12 protein-coding genes and 1 tRNA gene are annotated in these 15,168 nt (G+C 64.3%); 7 read left to right on the forward strand and 6 right to left on the reverse strand.

The window, feature by feature from the left end; translation table 11 throughout:
• Window positions 1-230: 230 nt before the first annotated feature.
• Window positions 231-1,547 (reverse strand): O-acetylhomoserine aminocarboxypropyltransferase/cysteine synthase family protein, encoded by a 1,317-nt coding sequence (locus tag WD012_RS06290; RefSeq protein WP_339562917.1) that lies wholly within the window; start codon window positions 1,545-1,547, stop codon window positions 231-233.
• Window positions 1,548-1,901: 354 nt separating this feature from the next.
• On the opposite strand from WD012_RS06290, the gene WD012_RS06295 reads away from it, so the two are divergent.
• From WD012_RS06295 to WD012_RS06310, 4 genes are all read left to right on the forward strand, one after another.
• The gene (locus tag WD012_RS06295) at window positions 1,902-2,780 is read left to right on the forward strand and encodes a bifunctional hydroxymethylpyrimidine kinase/phosphomethylpyrimidine kinase (protein ID WP_339562918.1); all 879 of its coding nucleotides are present in this window, start codon (window positions 1,902-1,904) and stop codon (window positions 2,778-2,780) included.
• A gap of 120 nt (window positions 2,781-2,900) precedes the next feature.
• Window positions 2,901-3,365, forward strand: a complete 465-nt coding sequence (locus tag WD012_RS06300; protein ID WP_339562919.1) for a YraN family protein — start codon at window positions 2,901-2,903, stop codon at window positions 3,363-3,365.
• A gap of 2 nt (window positions 3,366-3,367) precedes the next feature.
• Complete coding sequence (locus WD012_RS06305; RefSeq protein WP_339562965.1) at window positions 3,368-4,897, forward strand: YifB family Mg chelatase-like AAA ATPase; 1,530 nt, start codon at window positions 3,368-3,370, stop codon at window positions 4,895-4,897.
• Window positions 4,898-4,976: 79 nt separating this feature from the next.
• Window positions 4,977-6,464 carry a DNA-processing protein DprA gene (locus tag WD012_RS06310; RefSeq protein WP_339562920.1) on the forward strand — a complete coding sequence of 496 codons (1,488 nt, stop codon included), beginning with the start codon at window positions 4,977-4,979 and terminating at the stop codon, window positions 6,462-6,464.
• Here the strand turns inward: WD012_RS06310 and WD012_RS06315 are convergent.
• Complete coding sequence (locus WD012_RS06315) at window positions 6,385-6,726, reverse strand: MGMT family protein (RefSeq protein WP_339562921.1); 342 nt, start codon at window positions 6,724-6,726, stop codon at window positions 6,385-6,387. The two genes, WD012_RS06310 and WD012_RS06315, sit on opposite strands and share 80 nt — an antisense overlap.
• 90 nt (window positions 6,727-6,816) lie before the next feature.
• Here WD012_RS06315 and WD012_RS06320 point away from each other — a divergent pair, with 90 nt between their 5' ends.
• From WD012_RS06320 to WD012_RS06330, 3 genes are all read left to right on the forward strand, one after another.
• Complete coding sequence (locus WD012_RS06320; protein WP_339562922.1) at window positions 6,817-8,724, forward strand: FAD-binding protein; 1,908 nt, start codon at window positions 6,817-6,819, stop codon at window positions 8,722-8,724.
• 53 nt (window positions 8,725-8,777) lie between these two features.
• Window positions 8,778-9,713, forward strand: a complete 936-nt coding sequence (locus WD012_RS06325; RefSeq protein ID WP_339562923.1) for a succinate dehydrogenase/fumarate reductase iron-sulfur subunit — start codon at window positions 8,778-8,780, stop codon at window positions 9,711-9,713.
• Between the two features lie 70 nt (window positions 9,714-9,783).
• The gene (locus WD012_RS06330) at window positions 9,784-10,452 is read left to right on the forward strand and encodes an O-methyltransferase (protein WP_339562924.1); all 669 of its coding nucleotides are present in this window, start codon (window positions 9,784-9,786) and stop codon (window positions 10,450-10,452) included.
• 20 nt (window positions 10,453-10,472) lie between these two features.
• Here WD012_RS06330 and WD012_RS06335 read toward each other — a convergent pair whose 3' ends face one another.
• The 4 genes from WD012_RS06335 to clpX form a co-directional block, all read right to left on the reverse strand.
• A complete protein-coding gene (locus WD012_RS06335) occupies window positions 10,473-11,201 on the reverse strand; it encodes an LOG family protein (protein WP_339562966.1) in 729 nt (242 codons plus the stop codon).
• A gap of 63 nt (window positions 11,202-11,264) precedes the next feature.
• Window positions 11,265-12,671: a Na+/H+ antiporter NhaA gene (locus WD012_RS06340; protein WP_339562925.1), complete on the reverse strand. Its 1,407-nt coding sequence runs from the start codon at window positions 12,669-12,671 to the stop codon at window positions 11,265-11,267.
• Window positions 12,672-13,491: 820 nt separating this feature from the next.
• A tRNA-Arg gene (locus tag WD012_RS06345) sits at window positions 13,492-13,565 on the reverse strand.
• Between the two features lie 123 nt (window positions 13,566-13,688).
• The gene (clpX, locus tag WD012_RS06350; protein WP_339562926.1) at window positions 13,689-15,140 is read right to left on the reverse strand and encodes an ATP-dependent Clp protease ATP-binding subunit ClpX; all 1,452 of its coding nucleotides are present in this window, start codon (window positions 15,138-15,140) and stop codon (window positions 13,689-13,691) included.
• Between the last annotated feature and the right edge of the window lie 28 nt (window positions 15,141-15,168).

Consider the following 15,168-nt stretch of genomic DNA (forward strand, 5'->3'; position numbering starts at 1 on the left):
GTGTCGAGGACATTGTGCTCAGAACGCAATCCGCGGATACCCCGCCAATCGCAAGTTCACGTGTAACGTCATGGAAACCCGGCTGTCAAGCCGTGCCAATCATGGCTTGACAGCCGCACCGCGATGACACGACTACAACATCACAAAAACGCGGGCGCGACGATCACTCGCCGCGCCCGCGCAACCAATCGCACAAGGCTATGCTTGCACCTGAGTGTACTTACTTGGCGTCACTTGGCCAGACCGGACTCACGCAGCGCCTTGAAGCCGCCCTCGAGGTCCTCGATAATGTCGTCGATGTTCTCGAGGCCAATGGACAGGCGGATGGTGCCCTGGTGGATGCCCTGGTCCTCAAGCTCCTCCGGGGACTCCTGGGAGTGGGTGGTGGAGGCCGGGTGCACGACGAGGGACTTGGCGTCGCCGACGTTCGCGAGCAGCGAGAACAGGTGCAGGTTGTTGATGAACACGCGTGCCGCGTCCTTACCACCCTTGATGTCGAAGGTGAAGATGGAGCCGCCGCCGTTCGGGAAGTACTTCGCGTACAGATCGTGGTCGGCGCGTCCCGGGACCGCCGGATGGCTCACGGACTCGACTTCCGGCACGGTCTGCAGGTATTCGACGACCTTCAGGGCGTTCTGTACGTGGCGCTCGACGCGCAGGGACAGCGTCTCGGTGCCCTGCAGGAGCAGGAACGCGGCGAACGGAGAGAGCGTGGCGCCGGTGTCGCGCAGCAGGATGGCGCGGGCGCGGGTCACGAAGGCCACGGGGCCGAGGGCCTCATAGAAGTTGAGGTTGTGGTAGGAGGGATCCGGCTCGGTCAGGGTCGGGAACTTGCCCGGAACCGCGGCCCAATCGAACTTGCCGCCTTCGACGATCACACCGCCCAGGGTGGTGCCGTGGCCGCCGATGAACTTCGTGGCGGATTCCACCACGATGTCGGCGCCGTGCTCCAGCGGACGGAACAGGTACGGGGTGGCGAAGGTGTTGTCGACGACGAGCGGCAGGTTGTGCTTGTGGGCGATGTCGGCGATGGCCTCGATGTCGGCCAGGTCGGCGTTCGGGTTGCCGAAGGTCTCGATGTAGACGAGCTTCGTGTTGTCCTGGATGGCGTCCTCGAAGTTCTTCGGGTCGCTCGGCTCGACGAAGGTGGTGTTCACGCCGTCACGCGGAAGCGTGTGGCGCAGCAGGTTGAAGGTGCCGCCGTAGATGTGCTTGGAAGCCACGATATGGTCGCCGGTCTGCGTGATGTTGCGCACCGCGTATTCGACGGCTGCTGCACCGGATGCGACGGCGAGGCCGGCGGTGCCGCCTTCGAGCGCTGCGATGCGGTCCTCGAACACACCCTCGGTGGTGTTGGTCAGGCGGCCGTAGATGTTGCCCGGGTCCTGGAGGCCGAAGCGGGCCTCTGCATGATCGAAGTTATGGAAGACGTAGCTCGTAGTGGCGTAGATCGGGACCGCGCGGGAATCGGTGGCGGGATCCGCCTCTTCCTGGCCGACGTGCAGCTGGAGGGTCTCGAAACGGTAATGGTTGTTCTTCTCAGCCATGATGTGCTCCTTGGGTTGGTGGTGTGATTGTCTTTCCGTCTTGCCCTCACGCCCCTGTTGTGCAACCGGTTCGTTGAGGTGTTGATTGAGAGATTAGGACACCTGTGCAAGCACTGCAAGGGCGTTGTTATCGTGCTTAGCTATAACCGCTTCATGGCGCTTGGAATCACAGGATTTACGGCATGCGCCGAATCGTGGAATCTTGCCGGAACCAGCCGACACGCCGGGAAAGCTGCGATACTGGGGCCTCTTTCGCCCTGCGGCATCGTCATCACGCCTCCAGGTCAGGACAAGACCGCATACTACAGTCGTTGGCGACGCGGCCGCCATGCCGGCACGCAGAAAGGCTGTCCAATGACCCGAGATGTGACGCTCTACCATCGTGACCCCCGGTATATTCCCCGCGTGGCGGCGGTGCATGACATGTGTGGCTACGGCAAGTGCTCCCTGACCGCCGCGATCCCGATCCTGTCCGCCGCGGGATGCGACGTGTGCCCCGTGCCGACCGCCCTGTTCTCCGCGCATACGAGGTACGGGGTGTTCACCATGCATGACACGACCGATATCCTGGACGGCTACCTGGATGCGTGGAAGCAGGAGAACGTCGACCTCGACGGCGTGTACAGCGGGTTCCTCGGTTCCGCCGCCCAGGTGGCGATCATCAAGCGGCTGTACCGCGACTATCCGCGCGCCTTGAGGCTGGTCGACCCGGTGATGGGCGACGGCGGCGAATTGTACGCCACGTACACCGATGACCTCTGCCGAGCCATGGGCGAGCTCGTCGACGGCGCCGACGTGCTCATGCCGAACATGACCGAGGCGAGTATCCTCATCGGACGGGATTACCCCGGGCAGAACCTCGAACGGCGGCAAGTCGACGACGTGCTCGATGCGCTCCTGTCCCTTGGCGCGCGCAACGTGGTGCTCAAGGGCATCGACCGCGGGGATGGCAAGCTGCGCAATTATGTGGCCAGCGCCTCGACCGGCGTGGACGGCGCGTGCGAGCTCGTCCATGACAAGCTGCCCTATATGACGCACGGCACCGGCGACGCGTATGCCTCGGCATTGTGCGGCGCGATCATGGCGGGGCGTACGCTGGCCGAATCCGCGCGTATCGCCGGGGAATTCGTACGCCACGCCATGACGCATACCGTCGACCAGCCGCATCACGAGGAACGCGGTGTGAGCTTCGAACTCGACCTCGCCGATCTGACCGGGCTGGTCGATAGATGAACGCGATGACGATGAACACGATGACAGGGCAAACCCGCGGCATGCCGGGCCCTGTCATCTTCTGACCACATTGTCCCGTCGGGCTGGCGCTCCCGCAGCACCGCATGGTGCAATAGCCGCATGGACCACAACAACCAGATATCATCATGCAGCTATCCACAGGCTCATGGGCAGGCCGCCGACATGCTCGCGCGGATGCGCACCACCCTGCTCGAGCCGTCCACTTCGACGAAGGCGCTGGGAGCCGCGGGTGAACAGTACGCCGCATACACGCTGATCGCCCGCGACTGGCACCTTATCGCCGCCAACTGGCGCACACGGTACGGTGAGATCGACCTGATCATGCTCGCCGACGACTTGACCCTCGTATTCGTCGAAGTGAAAACGAGAAGGTCATCGCGCTTCGGCAGCCCGCAGGAAGCCGTGCACGTCGGCAAACAGGCGGCATTGCACAAGACCGCCCGCCTGTGGCTCAACGAGCATCAGGACAACCGGCCGTATTACCACGCGATCCGTTTCGATGTCATGAGCATCGAGATCGGCGGCGGCGACATCAAGGTACGGCATATCCCCGGAGCGTTCTGATGGTGCGGATCGGCAGCGCCTCATCCGTCGGGTTCCTGGGGCTGCGTGCCTTCACCGTGCATATGCAGGCATTCGTGTCCCAAGGATTGCCGTATTTCTCCATCATCGGGTTGCCTGATGCGTCGCTGAGCGAAGCCCGCGAACGGGTCAAATCCGCGTGCCAGGCCGCGGGCTTCAGCTGGCCGCAGACCAGAGTGACCGTGAACCTCTCCCCCGCCTCCATGCCCAAACGCGGATCATCGCACGATCTGGCGATCGCGGCGAGCGTACTCGGGGCGGCGGGGCGGATCAGCACCGACCTGCTCGCACGGACCGTGGTACTCGGTGAAGTCAACCTTGACGGCAGTGTCCTGCCTGTGCCCGGCGTGCTTCCCGCCGCCTTGCACGCCAAGGCGCGCGGCATGGCACGCATCATCGTCCCCGAGGCGAATGTCGAGGAAGCCGGGCTTGTGCCGGATATCGCGGTGACCGGCGTACGCCATGTCGGCGAGCTCATCGAGTTGCTGGGAGGCGAGGCGACCTACACGCTCGGTGAGACGCAGGATGTCTCCGACGGCGACGGACAGGCGGTGGAGGCGCCCGCGATCGGGGATATGGCCGAAGTCATCGGGCAGGATGATACAAAGTGGGCGCTCCAGGTCGCGGCGGCAGGCGGGCATCATGCCCTGCTCGTAGGGCCTCCGGGAGCGGGCAAGACCATGCTGGCTTCCCGGATTCCCGGCATCATGAGGCCGCTCGGCGAGGCTGAACAGCTCGAGGTCGCGTCCGTGCGCTCGCTGTGCGGCACACTGCCGCGCTTCGGTATCAGCGATATTCCACCGTACGAGGCCCCGCACCACAGCGCCTCGGCCGCCGCGCTCGTCGGCGGGGGCAGCGGCATCGCGACACCTGGTGCCATTACGCGTGCGCATCACGGCATCCTGTTCATGGACGAAGCGCCGGAATTCGCCGCCCGCGCCCTGCAAACACTGCGCGAGCCGCTGGAATCCGGATGTATCGCCTTGTCCCGGGCCAAAGGCACCGCCTGGTATCCGGCACGATTCCAGCTGGTCATGGCGGCGAACCCATGCCCGTGCGGCTATGCCTATGGTGACGGCGAGCGCTGCACGTGCAGGGAACGTGACCGGATCCGGTATTTCTCAAGACTGTCCGGCCCGATTCTCGACCGTATCGACATCCAGGTGGAGGTCCCTCCCATCAGCGGAATCGTCGCCGGTGACATGCCGCAATGCGCCAAGGACAGTGCGGCGATGCGGCAGGAGGTCGCACAGGCCCGCGATTGCGCGGCGGAACGTTTCCGCGCGCAGGGATGGTCCTGCAATGCCCAGGCCGATGGCGCATGGCTGCGGGCCAACACGTCCAGGCAGGCCGTCGAACTGGTCAACCGGGCTCTGGACTCCGGCAGGTTGAGCCTGCGGGGAGCCGACCGTGCCATGCGCCTGGCATGGACGCTTGCAGACATGCGTGGCGGAACATCGCCTGACAGGCAGGATATGGCGCAAGGCATCGCCCTGAGGACACGGATGGCTTAGAGGCGGACTCCCCGGCGGCGTTCCCCGGCGTTCCGCCCCACCTGCCTTCCACAGATGCATGAGCAATGAAAGGACCACCATGAATGCAACAGACCAATATCGGCAACCCGGTGACGACACCCTTGCGCGGGCGGCACTGACTTTCGTCGTGGATAGCGCGGACGCCTTGATGTTCGCGACGCTCAAAGGCGCGCCGGACGCCTGGAGCGTATTGTCGGCCCTCCATTGCAGCGCCCCATGGTCGGTACATGCCCGGCACGGGTTGCACGGCGCGGCGAACCGGCAGTTGGAATCCTGGTTCGCGGCGGGGACCGCCCGGTGGGGCTGCCGCGTGGACGGGCGTGCGATGTCGACATTCCGTACATCACTGGCGGGATGGCAGTCCCGGCTCGGCAAGCTGTTTGAACAGCTCGGTATCGCTGGAATATCGTACGAGCAGACACCGTGGCGGCAGGATAACGACGATGGTGTCCCGATGCCATCCGCGCTCGCACAGGCGCTTGTGGATGAAGCCACGCGGCATGGCCGCTTCTGGATCATCGGTCCGGACAGCCCGTGGTGGCCGGTTCAGATCGATGACCTGCCGATTCGCAGGAACTGGGCGGCCCCCTTGTGCCTGTGGGGTATGGGGCGTCTTGCCGCATTGCGTGCCTGCGACAAGCCGCTGGCGATTGTCGGTTCGCGCGGGGTCAACGAATACGGCCGTACAGTCGCGCATAGCCTGGCACGCCGCGCAGCAGCCGACGGGCATGCCGTGGTGTCCGGCGGTGCGATGGGCGCCGATGCCGCCGCGCATTGGGGTGCGATCCGGGCCCGCGAACGGGTGGGGATGGCGGCAGGACCGACCATCGCCGTCTTCGCGGGAGGGCTGACGCATATCGGGCCGCGCAGCAACCAGCTGCTGTTCGACGCCATCATCGGCAACGACGGCGTATTGCTCAGCGAGTCATTCCCCGGCACCATCCCGCAAGCCCACCGGTTCCTGCTACGCAACCGCATCATCGCGGCACTGGCGTCCACCGTGGTCATCGCCCAGGCCCGCCGGCGCTCCGGCGCATTGAACACGGCGACGTGGGCCGGGGAAATCAATCGGGAAATCTACGCAGCCCCAGGCGACATCACGACTCCCGGCAACAGCGGGTGCAACCGGCTCATCGCCGACGGGAAGGCCCAGCTCCTTGCCAGTTGCGAGACCGTGGACGGCATCTGCCATAGCCCGCATACCCCAGCCCACGCGGATACCGGGCCGGCCAAGCCCAGCAGCTCCCCGCAATCGGCCGGCGTACCGGCGCCTCACGCATCGGACGGGTTGCAGGAACGCGTGTTCTCCGTATTGGGCGGCATGGCGGCACGCCGTCCGGCCGGCCTGGAAGATCTTCACCGCGCATTGCTTCGCGATGGCGCGGCGGCACCGACCGTACAGGAACTGCTCGCCACGTTGGGCATGATGGAGCTTGACGGCGTGGTCATCCGTTCAGACGGTGGATTCATGCTTGCCACTGGCAGCGGCTCAGATCGACCCGCGGGCCGTCCGCACCGGCATTGCCTTGCGCCTGGGGATCAGTGAACGCCACGCCTTCGCTCTCGAGCAGCGCCCGCTGCCGGTCCGGCCCGCCGAACGCGAAACCCGGGGCGAGAGAGCCGTCCCGGAACACGACACGATGGCAGGGAATCACCCCCGGCTCGGGGTTCGAGTGCAGCGCATACCCGACCATGCGCGCATTGCGCGGCTTGCCGACGAGCGCGGCAATCTGCCCGTACGTGGCGACGCACCCCGCGGGAATCCGTTTGACGATCTCATACACCTGGTCATTGAACGATTGGCCCATACCGTTATTATCCGTCCTGCGAGTCGCCGACTCGCCCCCGTCCCCAAGGCTGCGGGGCGCTTCGTCCTGCCTTGTGCGAGAATCGAGGGTATGAGTCCGAAACATGTGGAACAGATGTACGATGCCCTGATTGTCGGTGCCGGTGCGGCTGGCTTGTCCGCCGCGCTCGGATTGCTGCGTTCGGAGCATATCTCGGCGATGGCGCAGGCCGGGCAGGCGCCGAAGATCCTGGTGGTCTCCAAACTGCAGCCGCTGCGCTCGCACACCGGTTCCGCGGAAGGCGGTATCGCGGCCAGCCTGGGCAACGTGTCCGAGGACGACTGGCACTGGCATTATTACGACACGGTCAAGGGCGGCGACTGGCTGGTCGACCAGGATGCGGCGCAGCTGCTCGCCCAGGAGGCCCCAGTCACCGTCATCAATCTTGAACGCTCCGGGGTCGCCTTCTCCCGCACCGCCGACGGCCATATCGCGCAACGCAAGTTCGGAGGCCATACCGCGCGGTTCGGCCAGCAGCCGGTCCCCCGCGCCGCCTATGCGGCGGACCGTATCGGCCACCAGATTCTGCATACCCTGTGGCAGCAGTGCATCGCGCAGGGCGTCGAGTTCGCCGAGGAATGGTACGTCACCGACCTCGTGCTTGACGACCGCCGTGAGCGTGTGGAGGGTGTCGTCGCCTATGACACGCACACCGGCAAGATGCACGCCCTGCACGCCCGCAACGTGCTGCTCGCTACGGGAGGCGCCGGGCGGCTGTTCCACACCACGTCGAACTCGTGGGATCTGACCGGCGACGGCATGGCGCTCACCCTTGAGGCCGGGCTGCAGCTTGAGGACAGCGAATTCGTGCAGTTCCATCCCACCGGGCTTGCCCACACGGGAATCCTCATTTCCGAGGCGGCGCGTGCCGAAGGAGGCGTCCTGCGCAACAGCGATGGCGAGGCGTTCATGCAACGCTACGCACCCGGGCACGCCGATCTCGCGGCCCGCGATGTGGTCAGCCGCTCGATCATGGCCGAAATCGACGCCGGCCGGGGCGTCGCCGACCCGAAGGATCCGCAAGGCCCGCACGATTGCGTCTGGCTGGATATGACCGGCATCGACCCTGACCATATGCACGCGGTGCTTCCCCAGGTCGTGGAAACCATCGAGGATTATGCCGGTATCGACCCGACCAAGGACTTCGTGCCGGTCAAACCGACCGCACACTATACGATGGGCGGCGTGCCCATCACCACAGACGGCGAGGTCTACACGTGGACGGACGGCGAACGCCACACGGTCGCCGGCCTGTATGCGGCCGGCGAATGCTCCTGCGTGAGCGTCCACGGCGCGAACCGTCTCGGCGGCAACTCCCTGCTGGACGCATGCCTGTTCGGGCAACGTGCGGGTGCCGCCCTGGCAACGCGCATCGCCAGCTCCCCCGCTGTGACCGGCCGGGCCGATACTGCGGCGTACACCATGGAAGAGGACTCGACGGACCAGCCGCTTGACATTGTCGAGGACACCGCGCGCAAGCGCCGCAGCGAGCTGGACGCCCTGCTCAAGCCGGGCAAAGCGGCCGTTCAAGATGCCGACAGCGAAGCTGCGCCGCAAGTGCAAGACGACAACGCTTACCGGCTGCTGGCGGATCTCGGTACGGCGATGGAACGCGCCCTCGCCGTACGTTGCAGCCATGAGAGCATCGCCGAGGCGTTGCGCCTAGTCGGCAACGATTTCACCGGACGGGCGCGAGCACTCCATGCGCATACCGATTCGCCCACGTTCAACCAGGAAATCACCGCAATCTGGGAAGTCAGGCATCTGCTGGAGCTCGCCAAGGCGATGCTGCATGCCACGGACGCACGGCATGAATCCCGCGGATCGCTCAAACGCACCGATTTCCCGGACCGTGATGACGAGCATTACCTCGCCCACTCCATGGTCGGCAGCGCCGGCACGGTCACCTGGCAGCCGGTGCATATCGTCGATATGCCCCCGCAGACGCGCGAATACTAATCGGGCACCGCTCGTGGCACACTATATTCGGTTTTGACAACAGGAGGCTGGCAATGAATGGAAATGACGGGACCCGTGTCCGGGTGACACTGCGGGTGCATCGTTTCACCCCGCGCCCCGAACGCGACCATGCCCGCTCCGGCAGCCCGTTCGCGAAACAGGGATCACCCTTCGGCTCGGGGACGGCGCGCAGGCGTCCGCGCGGCAAACAGTGGATCCAGGAGTACGCGCTTTCGGTTCTGCCGGACACCACAGTGCTGGATTGTCTGCTCGACATCAAACGCACGCAGGACCCGAGCCTCGCGTTCCGCTACTCCTGCGGGCATGGCATGTGCGGTTCGGACGCCGTGGCCATCAATGGCACCCCGACACTGCTGTGCACGGCGAAAGTCAAGGACTGGGCCGTCAGCCAAGCCGCGCAAGGCACGACGGACGCCGATGGGTTCCGCAAAACCACGGGAGCCACAATCGACGAATCCGGCGACAGCGCACCGGATGGTGACACCAACGCCCTCCTTGTCATCGAGCTGTCGGCGTTGCCCGGGTTTCCGGTCCAGCGTGACCTGATCGCCGACATCGACCCGATGCTCGAGCAGATCAAGCGTCTCAAGCCGTATCTTCAGGCAGACGGCCGGCTCGCCACCACGAAGGACGGCAAGATCGACGTGTTCGAATACCTCCAACGGCCCGAGCAGCTCGCCGCGTACGAGACGCTGAGCAATTGCATCGCCTGCGGCGTATGCGAGGGAAGCTGCCCGGTGTTCGCCGGCGGCGAGGCGTTCATCGGGCCGGCGGCCCTCATCGCCGCCTCACGCTTCATCAACGATTCACGCGATACCGCTGCCGAGGCGCGCATGGACGCCATCGACACCGCGGATGGCATCGCGGCCTGCCAGTCGGTACGCGCCTGCTCGCGCCACTGCCCGCGTGGTATTGATGTCGGCGAGGAAATCTGGCAGCTGATCGCCAAAGTCAAGGAACGTCAGTGATGCTTCCGGCGTACGATACACTGGACACGCCCTGTACGCCGGAACACAGTAGGTAATGGGAACGAACGCCATGGAATACACCACATCATCATCCTTCGCCTCCGCATGGTCGTATGTAGAAGATCATGCGCTTGAACGACAGTCCCCGGGTCTACGGGAGGCGCGAGCGCGGGCCACGGAGGCAGGTATGCCGCAAGGGTCCGCGGCCCAGGCGGAATTCCTGGGTGTCATCGCGCATATGATCGACGCCGCTTCGGCGATTGTCATCGGCACCGGCTCTGTTGTCGAGACCATCCAGCTGCTTGACAGTCTCGGCGAGCGCGGACAGCTGACCACAGTGGATTCATCGGCGCAAGGCATCGCACTGACCCGTACGCTGCTGCATGACGTTCCTGACGGCTCTCTGGCGACCTTGCGGGCGGTGAATGCGCCGGCGCGCGTGTTCCTCCCTCGTCTCAACGCCGAGGATTACGATCTCATCGTCGTCGCCGGGGACGCCGACAATTATCCTGCGGCCTATCTTCAGGCACCCCGGCTGCTCAGAAGCGGCGGCATGGCGGTGTTCACCGATATGCTCGCAATCGCCGGACAGACGGATGCCGGCGTACTTGACCCGGACGACCACAGCGCGAAAGCGGATGTTGTCCGGCAGCTGCTTGACGATATCGAGGCCGATGAGCGTTTCAGCAGCGTACTCACGCCGATCGGTACCGGCACGCTGCTGGCGGTCAAGCGCTGACTTGCCGCCCGGCGCGAGTCTTACCGGTTGCCGAGCGCCATGCGCACCGCCTGTTCCGCGTCATCGGTGAATCGCACCAGGTGCGGGTCGAGCGGCGAAATCATGTGGCGCCCTTCGACGGTCGTCGTCACCCAGTCGAACAGGCCCTGCCAGTATGCCGTATCGAACAGTACGATCGGCATCGACTTGACTTTATGCGTCTGGACGAGGGTGAGCAGCTCGAACATCTCGTCCAACGTGCCGAATCCGCCCGGGCAGACGATGACACCGGACGAGTATTTCATGAACATGGTCTTCCGTACGAAGAAGTACCGGAAGCTCATTCCCAGATTCACCCATTCGTTGAGCCCCTGCTCATGCGGCAGCTCGATACCCAGGCCGACCGATTTGCCGTTCATCTCGCTGGCGCCCCGATTCGCCGCCTCCATGATGCCCGGCCCGCCCCCGGTGATGACCGCGTAACCGGCTTTGGCGATATGCTCGCCCATGGTTCGTGCGGCATGATAGGCGGGTTCGTCACGCTGGATACGCGCAGAACCGAATACGCTGATAGCCGGGCCAAGCTCGGCGAGCGCCCCAAACCCGTCCACGAATTCCGCTTGGATGCGCAACACGCGCCACGGGTCCATATGCAGCCAGTCGGTGGGCTGGTTTTCACGCAGCAGGTTCGCCGTGGCGCTTTCCTCGGGGATCATACGGCCTCGGAGCATGACCGGTCCGGCCATATAGGTCATCTGGTCGTCGTCCATACGGCGGGGTGTGGGCTGCGTTGGTGCCGGGGACTGCGCGTTGTCTGTCATCGGAATGCTCCTTCAATGGGTGTCGGTATGCGCATGGCCGGCATGGCCTGCGCTGCCCCGGTTGTCAGGGAATACCACGCTGCTGACGGCTTGCGTGCCATCAGGCAATATGGTGATTTTCTCCGGCGCCCGGGTCTGTCCTGCCGCGGATGGCTGCGCCATGGACGGTGCGAGCCGCTCATATCGCCGAGACTGGCGGCTGAGCAGGATTCCGGAGATCGCCGCGGCGAGCAGCGAAGCCATGAGCACGCCGAACCGGGCCTCTGCGGACAGCTCGGCATCAGTGTAGGCGAGCGTCGCAATCAGGAAGGACACCGTGAAGCCGATACCGCATGCGCAAGCCGCCGGGAACAGGTCCCGTACCTGCAGCCCCTTCGGCATGCTCAATCCCCCGAATCGTGTCGACAGCCACGCCGTGAGCATGATGCCGAGCGGCTTGCCGACGACAAGCGCCACCATGATACCGACAACAATCGGCGAGATGAACAGCAGCAGCGACAGCGAACCGATATGTACTCCCGTCGCGAACAACGCGAATATGGGCAGCGCGAGCAACGCCGAGAACGGCTGCAGCTTGTCGTGGTACCGTTCGGCGCGCGGCGACGCCTCACCGTACATCTCTCGCGCCGGGGTCAGCAGCCCCACCAACACTCCTGCAAGCGTGGGGTGGATGCCCGCCTCGAACATCATGATCCATGCGAGGATACCGACCGCCCCCACCGCCAGCCATGGCACACGCCGGCGACGGACCAGCAGGTACCAGGCGACGGCGCATGCCGCGATACCGACGAACCAGTACCAGCCGTTGAGCGAGGAGAAGAACACGGCGATCAGGATGATGGCCAGCAGGTCATCAACGGTGGCGAGCGTCATGAGGAACGCCCTGATGGATCCGGGAAGCGCCTTGGCGAACAAGGCGAGCACCGTCAGGGAAAAGGCGATATCCGTAGCCGTCGGGATCGCCCAACCGTGCGATACCGTGCCCAGAGGCACCACTGCGCCGGTAGCGATGGTCATGCTGCCGGCCGCAGGCGGCGCGAACTGCGAGTACAGGCCGACCACCGCAATAAACAGGACCGGGGGAACCAGCATGCCTCCCACGGCACACAGCATCGGGACGGCGGCGGCCTTGGGGTTTGCGAGGGAGCCGGTGGTGAGTTCCTGTTTGAGGTCCAATCCGACCATCAGGAAGAAGATGGTGAGCAGGCCGTCCTGCGCCCAATGGCTGACTGGCAGGACCAGATTGGTGCCGGGGATGCCGATGGTGTATTCGGCCACGGCCTCGAAGCCATGCATCGTCCACGGCAGGTTCGCCAGCAACAGGCCCAGTAACGCGAAACCGAGCATGATAAGCCCGGATATACGGTCAGAGGCGGCAATACGCCTGATGGTCGTCCAAACTCCGCGTCGTTGTGTCATATCGCTCCTGTCACCGGCCATGCCTGGTATTCGGGAAAACCTTACAATCCCATTGTAAAAAACCGCTGTGCGGTTGTTCCGCCCGGAGCGGACATGACTGCACACCGTGGCCCCGGCTCGCGTACCTTCACGTACCTTCGCGTACCTTCACGCGGCGAGCGGCACCGATCGGGCAGGCCCGGCGCATCAGTGTGTCGGGCCCGCGAATCGTGTCCCGGACCGGTGATGCCGGGCTACCGACGCTCACGACACACTCAGCATCGGCACAAGGTATTGCGCTGAGGCGTTCCCCAGCGTCGGCAGAAGGTGTGATACACGGTTTGCGAGTTCCAGGAGCGGCGGCGCCAGAACGTGCGTTGGTCTATACGCCCCCCAAAGAACGAAGTCTAAAGCACCACGTTTTCCTACACGCCTGTTTTCCAGCGCCTCCCCCTGCCGTGCATGCCACGGCATACGTCACATGTCGGATACCAGGTGTTCCGCCTCACCCGGGGACGGTAATGCCGGGTTGCGTATGCCCGGGCATACGTCACGCGCCGGACGGGAGACGTCCCGCCCTATCCGGAGGACGATATACCGGGTTGCGTATGCCCGGGTATGCACAACCCGCAGGACACGGCCCTGTACCGCTGCTTCCCGTCGATATCCGCTCAGCGGTGCATGTCACGGCATACACGACGCGCACGGAGACCGGAACAGTACTCCCGGCCCCACGCCTCACCACCAGTTGGTCTACAACCCCAAGGGCGCGAGGTCCCTCTACGAGGACAGACCGGCCGGAGAACACGAAACCCCCGAATTTCTTCGGGGGTTTGAAATGTGCGCCAGACAGGATTCGAACCTGCAACCTGCTGATCCGTAGTCAGCTGCTCTAATCCATTGGGCTACTGGCGCATGTGCTTTCTTCTTGCTGATTGCTCAGCTCGTTTCCGGCAACTCCATTACTATACAATGCGATGACCAAATCACCAACTCACGGCGTGTCGCCTTGCAGGAGCGGGATTCTAGGCGACCGCATCATGCCCGGCGCGGCCCGTCACGATACGCATCATCGTCATCGGAACGAATAACGGCGATGTCGGCGGTCTGCGCATCGTCATCCCCGCCGTCCCCGCCATTCACTCCAGGCAGGGCATCACGCACATCCGCAAGCCGCTGGCCGGGAGCCAACGGTACCGGCCTCCCACCACCGTCGATGGCATCGGCGTCCACCACCACACGCGCGACATCATGCCACTGCGGCAGCTCATACATCGTATCCTCGAGTGCACGCTCGATGATGGACCGCAATCCTCTGGCACCGGTCCCCTGGCGGATGGCGGTCGCCGCGATTGCCTCGATCGCATCCTGCGTGAATTCGAGCCTCACCCCGTCAACCATGAACAGTTTCTGGTACTGCTTGATCAGCGCATCCGCCGGATCGGTGAGGATACGCTCAAGATCGGTCTGCCCCAAGGCATGCAGGGTCGTGATGACGGGGAGCCTGCCGATGAATTCCGGTAGCAGACCGAATTCCTCAAGGTCATCCGCGTTCACTTGGGCGAGCAGCTCGTCCCCGGTCGGTTCATGGTCATGCCAGGACGCGCCGAATCCGCTCTCTCTTGCGCCCGTCCTTCTGGCTACGATGTCGGCAAGCCCTACGAATGCCCCACCGCAGATGAACAGGATATCGCGGGTGTCGATCTGCACGCTGTCCTGTTCACGGTGCTTCCTGGTGCCTTCCATCGGCACCGTGGCGAGTGTGCCCTCCAGGATCTTGAGCAGCGCCTGCTGGACGCCTTCACCGCTGACATCCCTGGTGATTGACGTGTTTTCGCCGCTTTTGCGGGCGATCTTGTCGATCTCGTCGATGTAGATGATGCCGTGGCGCGCCCGCTCGATATCCCCGTCCGCCGCCTGGATCAGGCGTTGCAGCACGGTCTCCACATCGTCGCCGACATACCCGGCCTCGGTCAATGTGGTCGCGTCGGCGATGACGAACGGCACATGCATGACATTGGCCAGCGTCTGCGCCAGATAGGTCTTGCCGACACCTGTCGGCCCGAGCATGAGGATATTCGATTTCGCCACACGCACGTCGGCGAGCGGGTCAGGCATACGGCTGACCTTTCCGGCCCCCTGAAGGCGCTTCATCTGCGTCTCGGCCGTGTCCGCCGCTTCATCCTCGAGCTCCATGTTCACACGCTTGTAGTGGTTGTACACCGCGACCGACAGCGTACGTTTCGCCTCCGCCTGCCCGATGACATACTTGTCAAGGTATTGCGCAATCTGCGCCGGAGTGGGTATGTCCACCGCGTTGTCGGCGGCTTCGCGGCGCTGCTCCTCGCCGATCATGTCGACGCACAGGGCGATGCACTCATCGCAGATGGCCACGCCGGGGCCGGCGACCAGCTTGCGTACCTGCCGCTCGGTCTTCCCGCAGAACGAGCATTGCTGGATATCGTCCTGATAGCTGATCACTCGGCTCATGAAAGCTCCTTAGCGCGGTTGTGCATGG

The organism is Bifidobacterium thermophilum, assembly GCF_037482445.1.
Lineage (GTDB): Bacteria > Actinomycetota > Actinomycetes > Actinomycetales > Bifidobacteriaceae > Bifidobacterium > Bifidobacterium thermophilum_B.

Coding starts and splice junctions, on each gene's coding strand:
- WD012_RS06330 (WP_339562924.1), top strand. CDS start 9,784: ATGGAATACACCACATCATCATCCTTCGCCTCCGCATGGTCGTATGTA.
- WD012_RS06300 (WP_339562919.1), top strand. CDS start 2,901: ATGGACCACAACAACCAGATATCATCATGCAGCTATCCACAGGCTCAT.
- clpX (WP_339562926.1), bottom strand. CDS start 15,140: ATGAGCCGAGTGATCAGCTATCAGGACGATATCCAGCAATGCTCGTTC.
- WD012_RS06295 (WP_339562918.1), top strand. CDS start 1,902: ATGACCCGAGATGTGACGCTCTACCATCGTGACCCCCGGTATATTCCC.
- WD012_RS06320 (WP_339562922.1), top strand. CDS start 6,817: ATGAGTCCGAAACATGTGGAACAGATGTACGATGCCCTGATTGTCGGT.
- WD012_RS06340 (WP_339562925.1), bottom strand. CDS start 12,671: ATGACACAACGACGCGGAGTTTGGACGACCATCAGGCGTATTGCCGCC.
- WD012_RS06310 (WP_339562920.1), top strand. CDS start 4,977: ATGAATGCAACAGACCAATATCGGCAACCCGGTGACGACACCCTTGCG.
- WD012_RS06325 (WP_339562923.1), top strand. CDS start 8,778: ATGAATGGAAATGACGGGACCCGTGTCCGGGTGACACTGCGGGTGCAT.
- WD012_RS06335 (WP_339562966.1), bottom strand. CDS start 11,201: ATGGACGACGACCAGATGACCTATATGGCCGGACCGGTCATGCTCCGA.
- WD012_RS06315 (WP_339562921.1), bottom strand. CDS start 6,726: ATGGGCCAATCGTTCAATGACCAGGTGTATGAGATCGTCAAACGGATT.
- WD012_RS06290 (WP_339562917.1), bottom strand. CDS start 1,547: ATGGCTGAGAAGAACAACCATTACCGTTTCGAGACCCTCCAGCTGCAC.